Origin of the sequence: Devosia crocina (genome assembly GCF_900116545.1) — a bacterium.
In the GTDB taxonomy this organism is placed as follows: Bacteria; Pseudomonadota; Alphaproteobacteria; order Rhizobiales; family Devosiaceae; genus Devosia; species Devosia crocina.
Genome location: NZ_FPCK01000001.1, coordinates 1,237,443 through 1,253,929, shown reverse-complemented (window position 1 = coordinate 1,253,929; position 16,487 = coordinate 1,237,443). Strand labels below are relative to the sequence as shown.

The window sequence follows — 16,487 nt, the reverse complement described above, 5'->3', positions numbered from 1 at the left end:
CCATCGATCTTGGGGAGCGTGAAATGGCTGCGGCAAAGAACCGGCTAGAGTGGGTGGATATAGCCAAGGGCCTGTCCATTTTCCTCGTGGTGATCATGTATTGCGCGTCAAGCGTCGGGGAGGATACGGGCCAGACCGGTTTCCTTCACTGGTCGCTAGCCTTTGCCATGCCCTTCCGCATGCCCGAATTCTTTCTCCTGTCAGGCCTCTTTCTGGCGCAGGTGATCGATCGACCCTGGCGGACCTTCGCTGACCGGCGGGTCGTGCATTATCTCTATTTCTATGTGCTGTGGGCGATCATCCACATCGTGTTCAAGGTCGCGCTTGTCGGCCGCGACCCCGGTGGAGCATTGAGCTATCTCGCCTGGGCAGTGGTCGAGCCCTATGGGGTGTTGTGGTTCATCTACATGCTTGCGGTCGTGGGCCTTGTCAGCAAGCTGCTCTATCAGGCGAAGGTGCCGCACTGGGTCGTGCTCGTTGCCAGCGCCGGGTTGCAGATGGCCTCCGTGCACACGGGCAGCTATCTCGTCGATCAGTTCTGCGCCTATTTCGTTTATTTCTACGCCGGTTACGTTTTCGCGCCGACGATTTTCCGCCTTGCCGACTGGGCTGGGGACAATGCCGGGCTGGCGATCGTCGCGCTGGCCGGCTGGGCGGTGATCAATGCGGTGCTGGTTTTTACCCCCGGCTTCCGGCTCGATCCTGTTCATATCGAGATGGGTTGGGCAGCCCTGCCCGGTGTACATCTGCTCGCGGCCATGGCCGGTGCGCTGGCGATCTGCGTGGCGTCTGCGCTACTCGTGCGCCTGCCCTGGATGAACTGGCTGCGCTGGATGGGCACCAAGTCGCTGGTGGTCTATGTCGCCTTTGTCTTGCCCATGGGAATTGCACGCACGCTGTTGCTGGCGCTTGGCATCGAGGAGCCCAACACGGTCAGTTTGGTCATCATGGCCGTCGCTATCGTTTCCCCGCTGGTGCTGTGGTGGCTGACCGAGAAGATCGGGTTCGGCAAGTTCCTGTTCGAGCGTCCGGGCTGGGCGCACCTGCCCGGCACGTCGCCTGCACCCAAGGCGCCTCGGGTAGTGGCTGCAGAATAGGTCATGAAGCGGTCAAAAGGCTTGGCTAGGTCAGCAGGACGTGTGACGGAGTTTTGCCGATGCGACACCGCTTCCTAGCCTTTCTTGCCGCTCTATTGTTTATCCCTGCCGCAGCGCAAGCTGAGTATCTCGAGCCGACCTTCGAGGATTTGACGATCGAGGGCGTTGCGGCTCCAGACTGGATCACGGGCATTCGCGACGGTGGCTTTATCGGTATGTGTGCCGAGTGTCCCGGTGGCCTGATGCTGATCGAGGTCAAGGTGCACAATGACGATGGCACGGGCGATCGCGTTCGCTCGGGCGAAACGACGGCCGAGCGATATACCGAAATCGGCGAGGCTAATGCTGCTAGCCTGGGTGGCGAATCGGCTTATTTCGGCACCGAAGGTCTGGAATTCGCCTCGGCCGTTGGCTTCAGGACCAAGGCCAGAACCGCGATAGGCCAGTACTCCTCGACCCATCAATTGTGGAGTGACGGCAAACAATTGCTGGTCAGGGTTTACGGGAACGATCAAAGCATGGTGGACAACATCGCCGAGAAGGCCTATTCCGCCGCTGCACCCCAGACCTTCAGGTGACCTGATGAAAGCTGCCGTCCTCGTCTTCCCCGGACTTAATCGTGACCGCGACATGATCGCGGCGCTGACCGAGATCGGAGGCGCGGAGCCGGCCGTCGTCTGGCACCAGGACGCCGATATCCCGGATGTCGATCTCATCGTCATCCCAGGCGGCTTCTCGTATGGCGATTATCTACGCTGCGGTGCCATCGCGGCGCGCTCGCCTATGATGGACACGGTGCGCGAACGCGCGGCGCACGGCGTCAAGGTTCTTGGCGTCTGCAACGGGTTCCAGATCCTGATCGAGGCCGGCTTGCTGCCTGGCGCGCTGATGCGCAATACCTCGCTTAAATTCGTGTGCCGCGAGGTCAAGCTCGAGGTCACCAACACCGACAACGCGTTTACCGCGGGCTACACCAAGGGCCAGATCATTCGCTGCCCAGTGGCGCATCACGATGGCAACTACTTCGCGGATGCCGAAACGCTTGCCCGGCTCGAAGGCGAGGGCCGCGTCGCGTTCCGCTATGCCGAGGGGACCAATCCCAACGGCTCGATCAACAATATCGCGGGCATTCTGAGCGCCGAAAAAAACGTGCTCGGCCTCATGCCGCATCCGGAAAACCTGATCGAATCTGCCCATGGGGGCACTGACGGACGAGCCCTCTTTGCTGCCCTGCTCGCCAAGGCAGCTTGATCGGCGCATCCGGGGGAGTTCAGCATGGTTGACGCCAGCCACCCGCTCAATGTGGGTATCGTGGTCTTTCCCGATGTCGAGGAACTCGATTTCGTCGGCCCCTGGGAAGTCTTCACCATGGCGGCCCAGCTCGATTCTCCGATCAACACCTTCACTGTCGCCTGGGGCGACAAGGCCCTGCGCTGCGCAAAGGGGCTTCGCATCGAGGCGGACCACGACTTCTCCGATGCGCCCAAAGCTGATCTCGTGATCGTTCCCGGCGGTCGCGGCACGCGCACGGTCATCATGGATGATGCGTTCATCGATACGCTGCGCGATTATCTCGCTGCAGCGACCTGGCAAGCCTCGGTCTGTACCGGCGCAGCCCTTTTGGGGCAGACCGGCTTTCTCGATGGCAAACGCGCGACCACCAATCACGTCGCCATCGACTGGGTGCGCAGCATGGCGCGAAAAGCCTATTTTACCACCGAAGAGCGCTATGTGCGCCATGGCAGCGTCGTCACGAGCGGCGGTGTGTCTGCCGGCATCGACATGTCGCTGTGGTTCGTGGGCCATCTTTTCGGCCACGACACGGCGCGCGAAACCCAGCGCCTCATGGAATACTACCCCGAGCCCCCCTACGGAACGACCCGATGACCATTGCCAACGACATCGCAATTACCCCGCAGCTGGTCGCCGACCACGGGCTCAAGCCGGACGAATATCAGAAGATTCTCGACCTTATCGGGCGCGAGCCGACCTATACCGAACTCGGCATCTTCTCGGCGATGTGGAACGAGCACTGCTCGTACAAGAGCTCGAAAAAATGGCTGCGCACGCTGCCGACCACGGGGCCGCGCGTCATCCAGGGGCCCGGCGAGAATGCGGGCGTCGTTGACATCGGCGATGGGCAGGCCGTGGTCTTCAAGATGGAATCGCATAACCACCCAAGCTTCATCGAGCCCTATCAGGGAGCGGCAACCGGTGTCGGCGGGATCCTGCGCGACGTCTTTACCATGGGTGCGCGACCCGTGGCGGCGATGAATGCCTTACGCTTCGGCGCGCCGGAGCATGAAAAGACCCGTCATCTGGTGTCCGGCGTCGTCGCCGGGGTGGGTGGTTATGGCAATGCCTTTGGCGTGCCGACCGTGGCCGGCGAAGTCGAGTTCGACGCCCGTTATAATGGCAACAACCTCGTCAATGCCTTTGCCGCAGGCCTCGCCGATACCGACAAGATCTTTTACTCCAAGGCCGAGGGCGTCGGCCTGCCGGTGGTTTATCTCGGGGCCAAGACGGGCCGTGATGGTGTCGGGGGCGCCACCATGGCCTCGGCAGAATTCGGCGACGATATCGAAGAAAAGCGCCCGACCGTGCAGGTCGGCGACCCGTTCACCGAAAAGCGGCTGCTGGAAGCCTGTCTCGAGCTGATGCAGACTGGCGCCGTCATTGCCATTCAGGACATGGGTGCGGCTGGGCTCACCTGCTCGGCTGTCGAAATGGGCGCCAAGGGCGACCTCGGCATCGAGCTCAATCTCGACAAGGTGCCGGTGCGCGAAGAGCGCATGACGGCCTATGAGATGATGCTGTCCGAAAGCCAGGAGCGCATGCTCATGGTGCTCCATCCGGAAAAGGAAGGCGCGGCGCGCGCGGTCTTTGAAAAGTGGGAGCTCGATTTTGCGACAGTGGGCAAGACCACGGACGATTTGCGCTTCCGCGTGCTCTGGCAGGGCGAAGAAGTCGCCAATCTGCCGATCAAGGAACTCGGTGACGAGGCGCCTGAATATGACCGCCCCTGGACCGAGCCGCAGATTCCCGCTGCGCTGGCGCTCAATGACGTGCCGCAGATGGATGTGGCGGATGCCCTCCTCAAGCTCGTCGGCGGGCACCAGTGCTCCTCGCGCCGCTGGGTCTATGAGCAGTACGACACGATGATCCAAGGCAACAGCATCCAGCGCCCCGGCGGCGATGCTGGCGTGATCCGCGTGCTGGGTCACGACAAAAAGGGGCTCGCCTTCACCTCCGACGTCAATCCGCGCTACTGCGAGGCTAACCCCTTCGAGGGCGGCAAGCAGGCCGTTGCCGAATGCTGGCGTAACCTGACGGCTACCGGTGCCGAGCCGCTGGCGGCCACCGACAATCTCAATTTCGGCAATCCCGAGCGCCCCGAGATCATGGGGCAGCTGGTGAAGGCCGTCGAGGGTATCGGCGAGGCCTGTCGGGCGCTCGATTTCCCGATCGTTTCGGGCAATGTATCGCTTTATAACGAAACCAATGGCCGCGGCATACTGCCGACGCCGACCATTGGTGGCGTTGGTCTCCTGCCCGAATGGCAAAAAAGCATCCGCATCGGTTTTGCCGCCGAAAATCAGCCGATCCTGCTCATCGGCGGGCCGGCCGAGCGCGGCACTCATTTGGGTCAGTCGATTTATCTCCGCGATCTTTTCGATCGCCGCGATGGCGATGCGCCCCATGTCGATCTTGCCGCCGAGCGCAAGACGGGCGACTTCGTGCGCAAGCTGATCCGTTCGGGCGTGGTTACGGCATGTCACGATCTTTCCGATGGTGGCCTTGGTGTCGGCCTTGCGGAAATGGCGATTGCCGGCGGCATGGGCGCAACCGTCACCGATATCGATGGCCATGATCCCATCCTTCAGTTCTTTGGAGAAGATCAGGGGCGCTACCTCGTCACGCTCGATCTCGATCCTCAGGGCGACGAAATCGCCGCCATCTGGGCCGAAGCCGAGGCGCTGGGCATCCATGCCCCTTGGATCGGCACCACTGGCGGCACGAGCCTGACCCTTGGCCGCGCCCGCGCCGTGCCCGTCGCGGCTCTTACCGAAGCACACGAAAGCTGGTTCCCCAGCTATATGTCGGCCTGATCGGCATTTTGCCGGCAACCGCCTTATGATCGCCGCTCTTTGAGCCGCTTAGCTGCCAGAGAGCGGCGTTTGCATTTTGGAGTTTGGAAGATGGCACATCGGCTGGCAGCAATCGTGGTGGCAGCGGGAGCAGCGATCGTTCCTGTCGCAGCCTCTGCCCAGAGCATGAACGTCACGCGCTCCATCTTTGCCGATCAGCCCTATACGCTCATCTACCCCGAAGCGATGGTGGCGGTCGGCGGTGCAGGCGAACCGCTGACCATCAATCACCCAAATGCACCGCTGCAATGCGATCTCTCCGTAGTTGCGGTGGAAGACACCAGCTGGACGCCGGAAGATGCCCTGTCTTCGCTCGATCCCGAGGCGCTGGCCGAAGCCTGGTCCGAGACATTTCCGGGCTTCACCCTGGGCGAGTCGGGCACGACCCGGTATCAGGAAGACACGGCCCTGATCTACGAGGGCTCGAGCACCGGCTCCCCCATGGGCATGCCGATCACTCTGGTTCACACCGAAACCGTCAAGAACGCCCGCGGCTATTCTCTCGATTGCATCTACGCGACCGAAGTCGCCGAACAGGTGCGTCCCGCTGTCGATTTCATCATCGCCAATTTCGCGACACGCTCGGACGCCGAGTGCTGCGTCGGTGCGACGCCGGAAGCCGAAGCGACACCCGCGCAATAAGCCGCCATTGTATTGAAGCACTTGCCATCGCATGCCATATCAGAAGCATGCGCCGGAAACGGCTTTTCGAGCACGGAGATGAGACATGCCAATGGACGCCCACGAGATCGAGCGCCGCATCAAGGCCGCCCTGCCCGATGCCGAAATCGAGATTCGCGACCTGGCCGGTGACGGCGATCATTGGGCCGCCATGGTGAAATCCGAAAGCTTCCGCGGCAAGACGCGCGTGCAGCAGCACAAACTCGTTTACGATAGCCTGCAGGGCGATATGGGCGAGGCCCTTCACGCCTTGGCGCTGCAAACGGTCGTCCCCGAATAGCGATGTCCTCGCTGCGCGAATCCCTCGACCTGATCCGCATGGTGCGGCCCGAGGCGGGTACCGCAGCCATTGAGCACGAGATCGCGCAGGAGCGGGCAAGCTCGCTCGGCGCAGCCGAAGCGAATGTGATCAAAGCCCTCGCACGGCTCGCCTCGGCCACCGATGATCGCTCCGCTGCACTCACCACTGCTCAAAAGGCGGTCTGGGCATATTTCGTGCAGCGCGAACTTATCGGCTTCCGCAAGCATGCCGATGTGATCCGGGACCTCGCTATTCCGGGCGATGTTCTTGCTGGCCTGGGAGCCACCTCCAAGTGATGCCAGCGTGACCCGCGCCCTTGTCTTCGATGTCGATGGCGTTCTCGTACACGGCTACCACGCACGACCGGAACTGCAGCGGCGCTGGGACCAAAATCTTCTTGCCGACCTTGGGGTCGATCCTGATCGCTTCCGCGACGAGTTCATCTTCGACATCTTTGTCAAAAAGGTCGTCATCGGCCAAACGGCGCTCATCTCAGCGCTGGATCGTCGCCTGCCATCCCTCGGCTTCAAGGGCTCGTCAATGGAGTTTGCCAATTACTGGCTCAGCCACGACAGCCAACTCAACGAGCCGCTGCTCGAGAATCTGAGACGCCTCAAGGCCGATGCGGATATCAGGCTCTTCATCGCCACCAATCAGGATCACATGCGCGCCCAGTGGCTGTGGCAAACTCTAGGCCTCGGCACCATTTTCGAGGACATCTTCTATTCTGCGCGGGCGGGCGTCAAAAAGCCGAACAAGGCCTTTTTCGATTTCGCCGCATCTCGCATGCCCGGTGTTGAAGGCATGCCCCTCTTTTTCGACGATACGCCACGCGTCATCGAAGGCGCTCGTGCCTATGGCTGGGAAAGCGTGCTATTTGTCGACAACGACGACTTCACCAATCATCCCTGGATCGCTGAGAGACTCAAGTGAAACGCCTGATTGTTCTGACCACATTGGTGCTTGGCACCGCCGGTGCCGCTTTCGGACAGGAGGCGCAGTGCTTCCAGAACGATCATTACCTCGTCATCGAACAACCCCGCTTTGAAGAGGTCGGCTCCGAGTTTATCGTGCGCCCGCCTGCCCGCGGAAAGATCGCCTGCTCTTTCGAGACATCAGATGGCGATATCCGCATCGGTGAGATCGATGACCCGATCCATTACCTTGGCCTCGCTGGTCCCTATCTGGTGCTCGAGCGCTCGACCGGCCCCGACGGCAATCTCGTCGTCTACGATCTCGATGCCGGCGCCTTCGAGCCGATCATCGATGTGCCTGTCGATGATGAAATTCTGGTGGACGATGAGACGATTGCCTACTGGGAGCGCACCGACGTCGGCACTGCTGAAAACTGCAAGGAATATGCCGAGCATCGCAGCTACGGCTTCGGCTCGGTCATTTCCGAAGAGCGCACTTTCGATATTGCCTCCGGCACCCTCAGCGCCAGCGGCGACTGGCGCTGCTCGAGCACCCAGTAACAATCCCCGGCGCCCTGCGCAGGCCGACCTCGACACCGCCGCAGTCCTGTCCTATCTAATGCGCGAGTTCGCCGGCCCTTGACCCCGGTTCACAGAAAGGCTCCTCCCATGACCGACATCAACGCTTTTATCGACGAGAAGGTGAAGAACAACGACGTGTTTCTCTTCATGAAGGGCACGCCCGATTTTCCCCAGTGTGGCTTTTCCGGCCAGGTCGTCCAGATCCTGAGCTATCTCGGCGTCGACTATGACAGCGCCAACGTGCTCGACAGCATGGAACTGCGCGATGGCGTCAAGGCCTATTCCAATTGGCCGACCATTCCCCAGCTTTACGTGAAGGGTGAGTTCATCGGCGGCGCCGACATCACTCGCGAAATGTTCCAGTCCGGTGAATTGCAGCAGCACCTGCAGCAGGCCGGCATTGCGGTCAAGCAGACCGCCTGATCCCTTTCGCGGAATCGTTTGGTGAAGGTCCTGCCCTAAGTGGCGGGGCCTTCTCTGCTTTCCGGAACAACGATGTCTGCCGCATAGCGCAGGTCGCGCAAGGGCCGCACCCTCCGCGTCGCCTCGTCATAGTTCGGATGCGCCTTGTAGGCATCGAGTGCCGCCTGATCGGCGAACTCGCCATAGACCACCACATCGACCTCGTTGCCGTAGAGATCGACCCGGCTATTGCGTGTCACCTCAAATTTGATGCTATGCGGGATCTGGGCGAGGAGAGCCAGTCCCTCGCAGATTGCATCGATCTTGTCTGGTGATTTGGCGGTAAAGAATACGATGTGTCGGATCATCGGCGAGCCCTGTTTGGCGCTCTCTCGCCCTGATTGACGCAAAGGTCAACCCATCAACGCCACGAATGGGTATCATTCAGGAATATCGCTTTGCGTGATGATGTCGCAGGCGTAGGCTGATCCGGCTTTTCCGAGACTCCGCCATGACAACTGCCACCGCTCGCCCCGCTCTTCCTCTGCCCGTGATCATCGTCGCCGGCTGCATCATCGCGGCAATTGGCTTCGGCACACGCGGCGCGTTCGGCCTTTTCACCCTGCCCGCCAGCGAGGACCTTGGCCTCACCCGCGAGCAATGGGGCATGGCCATGGCCATTCAGAATCTGGTCTGGGGCATTGCCCAGCCGTTCGCCGGCGGCTTTGCCGATCGTTACGGCTCTGCGCGCGTTCTTGCCTTCGGCGGTCTCATCTATGCGCTGGGCGTCTTTGGCATGGCCTTTTCACCCGATGTGCTCAGCCTCACCCTGACGGCAGGTCTCGTCACCGGCGTCGGCATAGCCGTCGCATCCTTTGGTGTCGTCATGGCCGCTTTTGGCCGCGTCGTTCCCGCAGAAAAGCGCAGCCTTGTCTTTGGCGTTGCCACCGCCGCCTCCTCGGCCGGCCAGTTTATCTTCGCCCCGCTTGGTCAGGGTTTCATCGGCGCCTTCGGCTGGCAGATGGCGCTCGTCTGGATCGCTGTCATCCTGCTGCTCATTATACCGCTGTCTGCCGCCCTGCGCGGGCGCACAGAAAACACCCCGGGCCAGGCCGATCTCCCTTTCATGCAAGCCATCGCACAAGCCTGGGGTCACGGCTCCTATCGTCTTCTGGTGATAGGCTTCTTCGTCTGCGGCTTCCACCTCGCCTTCATCAATGTGCACATGCCCGCCTATCTCGTGCAGTGCGGCCTTTCGCCCGAAGTGGGCAGTTGGACGATCGCTGTGATCGGGCTCTTCAACATCGCCGGCTCGCTCCTGTCCGGCTGGCTCGGCAGCCGTCTCCCCAAGCAGATGCTCCTGGCGACCATCTATTTCCTGCGCGCCATAGCCATCGCGGCTTTCCTCCTTGTGCCTGTCACCGAAGTCACCGCCTATGCCTTCGCTGCCGCCATGGGACTGTTGTGGCTCTCAACCGTCCCGCTGACGGCTGGTCTCGTCACGCTGTTTTTTGGCCCGCGCTATATGGGCATGCTTTATGGCCTCGCTTTTTTCAGCCACCAGGTCGGTTCATTCGTCGGCGTCTGGCTCGGCGGTGTTGTTTATGACCAGACCGGCTCCTATAGTCTCGTCTGGTACCTCGGCATCATTCTGGGCCTCGCCTCCGCGGCGATCCACCTGCCGATCAACGAGCGCAGCGTCTCTGGTTTTGCGCTCAAATCTGCCTGATTAAACCCATGTTATCATCCATCGGTTTCTACCGATAAAGACTTGCCATCGAGGCCGCACGGGTTCATGGTCCGGCCAATATTCGCGCCGCCCCATACTGGGCGACCTCCCTTATCGAGCAATTATCATGTCCGACCACTTTACTCGGGTGCTCTCGCGCCCCGAATTCATTGCCCTTATGGCCGCCCTGATGGCGCTGAATGCGCTTGCCATCGACGTCATGCTGCCGGCCCTGCCCTATATGGGCGAAGCCTTGGGCATCGCGAGCGAAAACGAGCGGCAGTTCGTGGTTTCCTCCTACATGCTGGGCATGGGTATCGCCGTGCTCGCCTTTGGTCCGCTTTCGGATCGCTTTGGCCGCCGCGCGCCCCTGTTGGCCGGCATGGGCATCTATATCGCCGCAGCCATTGCAGCGGTATGGGCGCCTGATTTCAGCACGCTTCTTGCGCTGCGTTTCATCCAGGGCATGGGCGCCGCGAGCGTGCGTGTGATCGCCATGTCCGTTGTGCGCGATCGCTATTCTGGCCGTGAGATGGCAGAGGTCATGTCGCTGACCTTCATGGTCTTCATGGCCATTCCGATCATCGCGCCTGGCATCGGCCAGGTGCTCCTGCTGACCGGCCCCTGGCAGACCATCTTCCTGTTCATGGGTGGGCTTGCCGTCGCCTTTGCGCTCTGGACCTATTTCCGCCTGCCCGAGACCCTGCCGCTCGACAAACGCCGTCCGCTCAGTGTTTCAGGCCTTGCCTCGAGTTTTAAGCTGGTCTTCACCAACCGTCCGGCGCTGTTCTACGGCCTCGCAGGGATGTTTCTGTTCGGCGCGCTTTTCGGCTTCATCAGCTCGAGCCAGCAGATCTATGTCGATATCTATGGCCTTGGCGTCTACTTCCCCGTCGCCTTCGCTGCCATGGCGGGCTTGATGGCCATTTCGTCCTTCACCAATTCGCGCATCGTCCGTCGCTTTGGCATGCGCCGCCTATCTCATGGCGCTATCCTTGCGTTCACCGGCTTCAGCGCCATCTGGCTGGCCTTCGCGCTCGCAGGTTTCCTGCCGCTCTGGCTCTTCTTTTCGCTTTTGGCCGTCATCATGTTCAGCTTCGGTTGGGCCTCGTCCAACCTCAATTCGCTGTCTATGGAGCCCTTGGGCAATGTCGCGGGTACGGCCTCGTCCGTCTTCGGCTTCATCCAGACCGTAGGCGGCGCGTTGATCGGCTCCTATACCGGTCAGCATTTCGATGGCACCACGGTGCCCGCAGCCACGGGCTATCTGGCAACCGGCGCCTTGGCCCTTGTCTGCATTCTCATTGCCGAACGCGGCCGGCTCTTCGGCGTGGGTGAACAATATGCCCATGGGGAAGCCGAGCCGGTGATGGAAGCCCACTGAATGCGGAAAGAGCCACCCCTAGGGTGGCTCTTTGTTCTTGCCAGTGTCTTATTCGCAAGCTGCCGCGAAAGCCCGTCGCGCAACCAGCCCCACCGCTCAGAACAATTGGGGGCCGGCTTCAAACCGCGCGCCGCCCGCTATCCCTCAGACGGTGAAAACCGCGTGGCGCAACTCGTCCCAGCTCTCCTGGTCCGGTGCCACCAGCAATCCCCCCCCAGTATGGCTCGGCTTGTACTCGGACCCATCGAAACGCGCGACATGGGCACCCGCCTCGCGCATCATCAGCGCACCAGCGACATGATCCCAGGGCATGAGCTTGTTGTACATCAGGAAATGCACATGCCCGCCGGCAGCCATCCGGTATTCATGTCCCGCGCAGCGATAATTAGCGAACATCTTGACCTTGGCGAGGTTGCCCAGCACCTGGCTGCGCACCGCATCCGGCAGGTAGGACACTGAGGCGAGCCCTCCCATCTGCTCAATCGGCGCCGCCTCGGCAAAGCGCTGGCGCACACGCCGGCCATCGGGAAAAACCTGCCAGGTTCCACACCCGCGTTCGGTCATCAGGAAATCGTCCCCTAAGGGATCGTAGATCACCCCAGCCACCGACTCCCCATTCTCAACCACCGCCGCCATCACGGCAAAGAGCGGCAGGCCGGCTGCGAAGTTGTACGTTCCGTCGACTGGATCGACATAGATCACCGTCCGGTCTTCATACTGCCCGTCGAGCAGCCCAGGCCGCGCGGCCACGGCCTCCTCGCCGATCACGACCGTATTCGGCGAGTGTGCATTGATCGCGGCGGTAATAACCCGCTCGGCATTTTCGTCCGCTTCTGTCACGAGATCGAACGCATTGGTCTTCGAGCGAATATCCCCATCGTCGAGCCGGCGAAAACGCGGCATGATCTCGTCCTTCGCCGCCTGGCGAAGTATCCCGGCGAGGCGTTCGATATTCATGCGTCCTGATCCCTATGCTTGAGCGCCAATCCAGCGAAATCGAAAAGGCGCGGATCCAGCATATGGCTCGGATTAATATTGCCCAGCGCCCGGATCATCACGTCCTTGCGGCCCGGCATCGCCTTTTCCATGTCGGTGAGCATGGCCTTGGTGACATTGCGCTGCAAGCCGTCCTGGCTTCCGCAAAGATCGCACGGAATGATCGGAAACTGCATCGCATCTGAGAACCGCTGCAGATCCTCCTCAGCGCAATAGATCAGCGGCCGCAGAACTTCGAGGTCGCCTTCGTCATTGACCAGCTTGGCGGGCATGGCCGCCAGCTTCCCGCCATGAAACAGGTTCATGAAAAACGTCTCGAGGCTGTCGTCGCGATGGTGACCGAGAACCAGGGCCGTACAGCCTTCCTCGCGTGCGATGCGATAAAGATTGCCGCGCCTTAGTCGCGAGCACAGCGAGCAATAGGTCGCTCCCGCCGGCAGCTTGTCCGTCACGATCGAATAGGTGTCCTGGTATTCGATCCGGTGCGCGATCCCGAGCCCGGACAGGAAGTCAGGCAGGATATGCTTGGGAAAATTTGGCTGGCCCTGGTCGAGATTGCACGCCAGCAGTTCGACCGGCAGCAAACCGCGCCATTTGAGATCGAGCAGCAGCGCCAGCAGGCCATAGCTATCCTTGCCGCCGGAGAGCGCGATCAGCCATTTCTCGCCCGGCCTGACCATGCCGAACTTGTCGAGCGCTTCGCGGACATTGCGGATCAGGCGCTTGCGTAGTTTGTTGAACTCGACCGAGCGCGGCGCCTTGGCATAGATCGGATGCGCGCCGGCATCGCTGTCGTCGCCCGGTGCGGCGGGGGCTTCCATCACCTCGGTCATGGCAAAACTCTCTTGTTCAATTCGAGCTAGCTGATAACCCCAGATGAAGCAGAGGGGAAGCGAAAGCGGCAGGGGCAAACCTTACCAAAGCTTAACTTCCCGTCCTTGTTTTATGCCCAATGCCACAGTTAGATGACGCATCTTTCCGACACCTTGGAGTCTCCCGGTGTTCCGCTCGTTCTTTCCTGTACCAAAGCTGTTCTTCTCCTCAGCTGCCCTCTGGCTCCTTGCCGCGGTGCTGATCTGGTTTGCCGTGGGCGAGCCTATGCGCGCCGTGATCAGCATAGATCGCTTCACGCACTCCACTGTCTCGGCTCCCCTTGCCGACCAGCCGACCACCGCCGATGATCCCGCCACTGCGGACCCGGCCGCTGGCGCGCCTCAAACAAATCCAAACGCCCCGGCGAGCACCGAGAGCGAAGCGCCTGCCGCCCCCAACCCCACGGCTGCAGCCGCAGCGGGTTCCAGCCTCAATTTCCTCACCGCCGAGCGCGTCTGGCTCTATCAGTACGTGATCATGATCGCGGCGGCTTTCTGCCTCTTCTGGTACTTTTACAAGCGCAACGAGTGGTATTGGTGGTCGGTGGTTTCCTCCACCGTCATCCTGCTGATCATCTATTTCCAGGTGCAGGTACAGGCCTTCGTCAACGAGTGGTCCGGCTCTTTCTTCAACACCATTCAGCTGGCGCTGACCCAGCCCGGATCGGTGACCCCGGATCAGCTCTATGGTTTGACCTGGACCATCGTCCTCGTCACGATCCCCTCCGTTCTGGTTTCGGTGGCGCTCGCCTTCTACACCTCGCACTACGTCTTCCGGTGGCGCAAGGCGATGAACTTCTACTACATGGCCTACTGGCCCCAGATCAGGCACACCGAAGGCGCTGCACAGCGCGTTCAGGAAGATACGATGCGTTTTGCCTCGATCATGGAAGATCTGGGCACCGCCTTCTTTGACTCGCTCATTACTCTCGTGGTGTTCCTGCCGCTTCTTTGGCAGTTGTCAGCCAATATCAGCGAACTGCCTCTCTTCGGCTCCGCCCCCGGCGGCCTCGTCTGGGTGGCTCTTTTGGGCGCAGCGGCGGGCACGGCGCTGCTCGCTGTGGTCGGCATCAAGCTGCCCGGCCTCAACTTCGCCAATCAGCGCGTGGAAGCCGCCTATCGTAAGGAACTCGTCCTGGGCGAAGATTACGAGGATCGGGCTCAGCCGCCCACCATCAAGGAACTCTTCGCCGGCGTGCAGAAAAACTACTTTCGGCTCTACTTCCACTACACCTACTTCAATCTCGCTCGTTACGGCTACACCAACATGGTGGGCTATGTGCCGCTCCTTGTCATGGCGCCGTCGATCCTTGCCGGCACGCTCACCATGGGCCTGTACCAGCAGATCCAGATCGCCTTCGGCCAGGTCTTCGGCTCGTTCCAGTTCTTCGCCCGCGCCTGGACAGTCATTGTCGAGCTGCAGTCGGTCATCATGCGTCTTCGCAAGTTCGAGAGCTACATCCCGCTCGATCAGGAGCCCATCAAGGCCAGCGTCAGCGACGCCGCGGCAAGCTGACAAACCCAAAGGCCGCTCTCCGGAGCGGCCTTTCGCACATGACATGGGTTGCGAACCCATCGGTGTCAGCCATCGAACTGCGATGTTCCAAGGCGCCGCGGAATACATCACTGATCAAGCGGTGCGGCCCGAGTTGACCTGGTCCTGAGCGATCGCCGCAAGTTCACTGAGCAAAAAATAAAAGGGCCGCTCCGGAGAGCGGCCCTTTCGGTTCGATACGTCGGTTTCGCTTAACGCGAATAGAATTCGACGACGAGGTTCGGTTCCATCTGGACCGGGTATGGCACGTCCGACAGCGCGGGGACGCGGGCATAGGTGGCAACCATCTTGTTGTGGTCGACTTCCACATAGTCCGGCACATCGCGTTCGGCGAGCTGGACGGCTTCGAGAACGACGGTGAGCTGCTTGGAGCGTTCCTTGATCTCGATCTTGTCGCCGACCTTGACCTGGTAGGACGGAATGTTCACGCGCTGGCCGTTGACGGTTACGTGGCCATGGGACACGAACTGACGGGCGGCGAAGACGGTGGACACGAACTTTGCACGGTAGACGATGGCATCGAGGCGCGACTCGAGCAGGCCGATCAGGTTCTCGCCGGTGTCGCCCTTGCGGCGCGACGCTTCGTCATAAAGACGACGGAAAGCCTTTTCGGTGATCGAGCCATAATAGCCCTTCAGCTTCTGCTTGGCGCGCAGCTGCAGACCATAGTCCGAGAGCTTGCCCTTGCGACGCTGACCGTGCTGGCCGGGGCCATAGGCACGGGTGTTCAAGGGGGACTTCGGACGGCCCCAGATGTTCTCGCCAAGACGGCGGTCAATCTTGTACTTTACAGAATGACGCTTCGACATCGCGTATCCCTTTCTAAGTTAGAATGGATCGCGCCCTCCTTTGCCTCTCGGGGGAGAGGCCGACAGATTCCTAAACTTCAGGAGATCTCGGGTGCGCCTATAGGCCCTTGCGAGCCGAATAGGTGGCCGGGTCATAGAGGGCGAGGCCATCGAAGTCAAGCGCGCGGGCCGCTTCTGCCAGGCTTTCCCCTTAATCGGCAGGGTTATCCTTGCCTGGCTTCTGCCGGTTGGGATTTGGCCGCTCGTGGCGCCGGTCTATCGAGGAAATGACCCCGCGCAGCGTCCGAATCTCCTGCGAGGTAAATCGGCCGCGCGTCAGGGCCGTGCGAAGATTGTTGACCATGCTCGGCTTCTTGTCTGGCGTCGTGAAAAAGCCGCTCTGGTCGAGAACGCCTTCCAGATGTTCAAACAAGCCTACCAGTTCCTGCTTGGGCGCCGCTTCGTCAAGCCCGTCTCCAAAGGGGAGCGCCTTGCCTGGTCCCCCGTGCCGACGCCACTCATATGCCATCAGCAACACCGCCTGTGCAATGTTGAGCGAGGCAAAGGCAGGCTCGACGGGCAGCGTCACGATGGCATCGGCCAGCGCAACCTCCTCGTTGAGCAGCCCCCAGCGTTCGCGTCCAAACAAGAGGCCTGCCCCCTGCCCGGCATCGATATGCTCAGCCATATTGATGGAAGCTTCCTCTGGTCCGAGCACTTCCTTCTGCATGTCCCGCGAGCGCGCCGTCGTGGCATAGACGATCTTGAGATCGGCGATCGCCTCCTCGAGGGTTTCGAAAACCCGCACCCGCTCGAGCACATGGTCGGCGCGCGACGCCGCGGCGACCGCCTTCTCGTTTGGCCAGCCGTCCCGCGGACGCACGAGGCGCATGTCCCACAGCCCGAAATTGGCCATGGCGCGCGCCGCTGTGCCGATATTCTCGCCCAGTTGCGGTTCGCACAAAATAATCGCTGGCCCGGGGGCCAGCGTTATCGGAAGAGAAGTATCGGTACCTGCCATAGCCGCCATCCAGTCAA

The 16,487-nt window shown here is 61.1% G+C and carries 19 protein-coding genes; 14 read left to right on the top strand and 5 right to left on the bottom strand.

Annotated elements, in window-relative coordinates; all coding sequences use genetic code 11:
- Window positions 1-23 precede the first annotated feature (23 nt).
- The 11 genes from BM364_RS05865 (at window position 24) to grxD (ending at window position 8,146) form a co-directional block, all read left to right on the top strand.
- A complete protein-coding gene (locus BM364_RS05865) occupies window positions 24-1,097 on the top strand; it encodes an acyltransferase family protein (protein WP_092423929.1) in 1,074 nt (357 codons plus the stop codon).
- A 59-nt stretch (window positions 1,098-1,156) separates the two neighbouring features.
- Window positions 1,157-1,675: a hypothetical protein gene (locus BM364_RS05860; protein WP_139232495.1), complete on the top strand. Its 519-nt coding sequence runs from the start codon at window positions 1,157-1,159 to the stop codon at window positions 1,673-1,675.
- Window positions 1,676-1,679: 4 nt separating this feature from the next.
- Window positions 1,680-2,348, top strand: a complete 669-nt coding sequence (gene purQ, locus BM364_RS05855) for a phosphoribosylformylglycinamidine synthase subunit PurQ (protein ID WP_092422130.1) — start codon at window positions 1,680-1,682, stop codon at window positions 2,346-2,348.
- A gap of 24 nt (window positions 2,349-2,372) precedes the next feature.
- On the top strand, window positions 2,373-2,984 hold the full coding sequence (locus BM364_RS05850; protein WP_092422127.1) for a DJ-1/PfpI family protein: 612 nt from the start codon (window positions 2,373-2,375) through the stop codon (window positions 2,982-2,984).
- The gene (gene purL, locus BM364_RS05845) at window positions 2,981-5,206 is read left to right on the top strand and encodes a phosphoribosylformylglycinamidine synthase subunit PurL (RefSeq protein WP_092422124.1); all 2,226 of its coding nucleotides are present in this window, start codon (window positions 2,981-2,983) and stop codon (window positions 5,204-5,206) included. The genes BM364_RS05850 and purL overlap by 4 nt, the downstream gene beginning before the upstream one ends.
- 90 nt (window positions 5,207-5,296) lie before the next feature.
- Window positions 5,297-5,887 (top strand): hypothetical protein, encoded by a 591-nt coding sequence (locus tag BM364_RS05840; RefSeq protein WP_092422121.1) that lies wholly within the window; start codon window positions 5,297-5,299, stop codon window positions 5,885-5,887.
- Between the two features lie 85 nt (window positions 5,888-5,972).
- Window positions 5,973-6,206, top strand: coding sequence for a BolA/IbaG family iron-sulfur metabolism protein (locus tag BM364_RS05835; RefSeq protein WP_092422118.1), 234 nt, complete (start codon window positions 5,973-5,975; stop codon window positions 6,204-6,206).
- A 2-nt stretch (window positions 6,207-6,208) separates the two neighbouring features.
- Entirely contained in the window at window positions 6,209-6,523 is a 315-nt protein-coding gene (locus tag BM364_RS05830) for a DUF6665 family protein (RefSeq protein WP_244542781.1), read from the top strand.
- Window positions 6,524-6,530: 7 nt separating this feature from the next.
- Window positions 6,531-7,160, top strand: a complete 630-nt coding sequence (locus BM364_RS05825) for an HAD family hydrolase (RefSeq protein ID WP_092422115.1) — start codon at window positions 6,531-6,533, stop codon at window positions 7,158-7,160.
- Complete coding sequence (locus tag BM364_RS05820; protein WP_092422113.1) at window positions 7,157-7,702, top strand: hypothetical protein; 546 nt, start codon at window positions 7,157-7,159, stop codon at window positions 7,700-7,702. Before BM364_RS05825 ends, BM364_RS05820 begins: the two co-directional genes overlap by 4 nt.
- A gap of 108 nt (window positions 7,703-7,810) precedes the next feature.
- Entirely contained in the window at window positions 7,811-8,146 is a 336-nt protein-coding gene (grxD, locus tag BM364_RS05815; RefSeq protein WP_092422110.1) for a Grx4 family monothiol glutaredoxin, read from the top strand.
- A 35-nt stretch (window positions 8,147-8,181) separates the two neighbouring features.
- Here grxD and BM364_RS05810 read toward each other — a convergent pair whose 3' ends face one another.
- Window positions 8,182-8,493, bottom strand: coding sequence for a Dabb family protein (locus tag BM364_RS05810; protein WP_092422107.1), 312 nt, complete (start codon window positions 8,491-8,493; stop codon window positions 8,182-8,184).
- A gap of 143 nt (window positions 8,494-8,636) precedes the next feature.
- Between BM364_RS05810 and BM364_RS05805 the strand changes: the two genes are divergently transcribed.
- Both BM364_RS05805 and BM364_RS05800 read left to right on the top strand, forming a co-directional pair.
- Complete coding sequence (locus BM364_RS05805; protein ID WP_092422104.1) at window positions 8,637-9,854, top strand: MFS transporter; 1,218 nt, start codon at window positions 8,637-8,639, stop codon at window positions 9,852-9,854.
- Window positions 9,855-9,981: 127 nt separating this feature from the next.
- Entirely contained in the window at window positions 9,982-11,238 is a 1,257-nt protein-coding gene (locus BM364_RS05800) for a multidrug effflux MFS transporter (RefSeq protein ID WP_092422101.1), read from the top strand.
- A gap of 144 nt (window positions 11,239-11,382) precedes the next feature.
- On the opposite strand, the gene BM364_RS05795 is transcribed toward BM364_RS05800, so the two are convergent.
- On the bottom strand, window positions 11,383-12,195 hold the full coding sequence (locus tag BM364_RS05795; protein ID WP_092422098.1) for an inositol monophosphatase family protein: 813 nt from the start codon (window positions 12,193-12,195) through the stop codon (window positions 11,383-11,385).
- Window positions 12,192-13,055, bottom strand: coding sequence for a tRNA 2-thiocytidine(32) synthetase TtcA (gene ttcA / locus BM364_RS05790; RefSeq protein ID WP_175528541.1), 864 nt, complete (start codon window positions 13,053-13,055; stop codon window positions 12,192-12,194). Before ttcA ends, BM364_RS05795 begins: the two co-directional genes overlap by 4 nt.
- 178 nt (window positions 13,056-13,233) lie before the next feature.
- Between ttcA and BM364_RS05785 the strand changes: the two genes are divergently transcribed.
- Window positions 13,234-14,622 carry an SbmA/BacA-like family transporter gene (locus BM364_RS05785; protein WP_092422092.1) on the top strand — a complete coding sequence of 463 codons (1,389 nt, stop codon included), beginning with the start codon at window positions 13,234-13,236 and terminating at the stop codon, window positions 14,620-14,622.
- Window positions 14,623-14,852: 230 nt separating this feature from the next.
- Here the strand turns inward: BM364_RS05785 and rpsD are convergent, their stop codons facing one another.
- Together rpsD and BM364_RS05775 are read right to left on the bottom strand one after the other, a co-directional pair.
- Entirely contained in the window at window positions 14,853-15,470 is a 618-nt protein-coding gene (gene rpsD, locus BM364_RS05780; RefSeq protein ID WP_092422089.1) for a 30S ribosomal protein S4, read from the bottom strand.
- Between the two features lie 190 nt (window positions 15,471-15,660).
- Window positions 15,661-16,470, bottom strand: coding sequence for an RNA methyltransferase (locus BM364_RS05775; RefSeq protein WP_092422086.1), 810 nt, complete (start codon window positions 16,468-16,470; stop codon window positions 15,661-15,663).
- Window positions 16,471-16,487 lie beyond the last annotated feature (17 nt).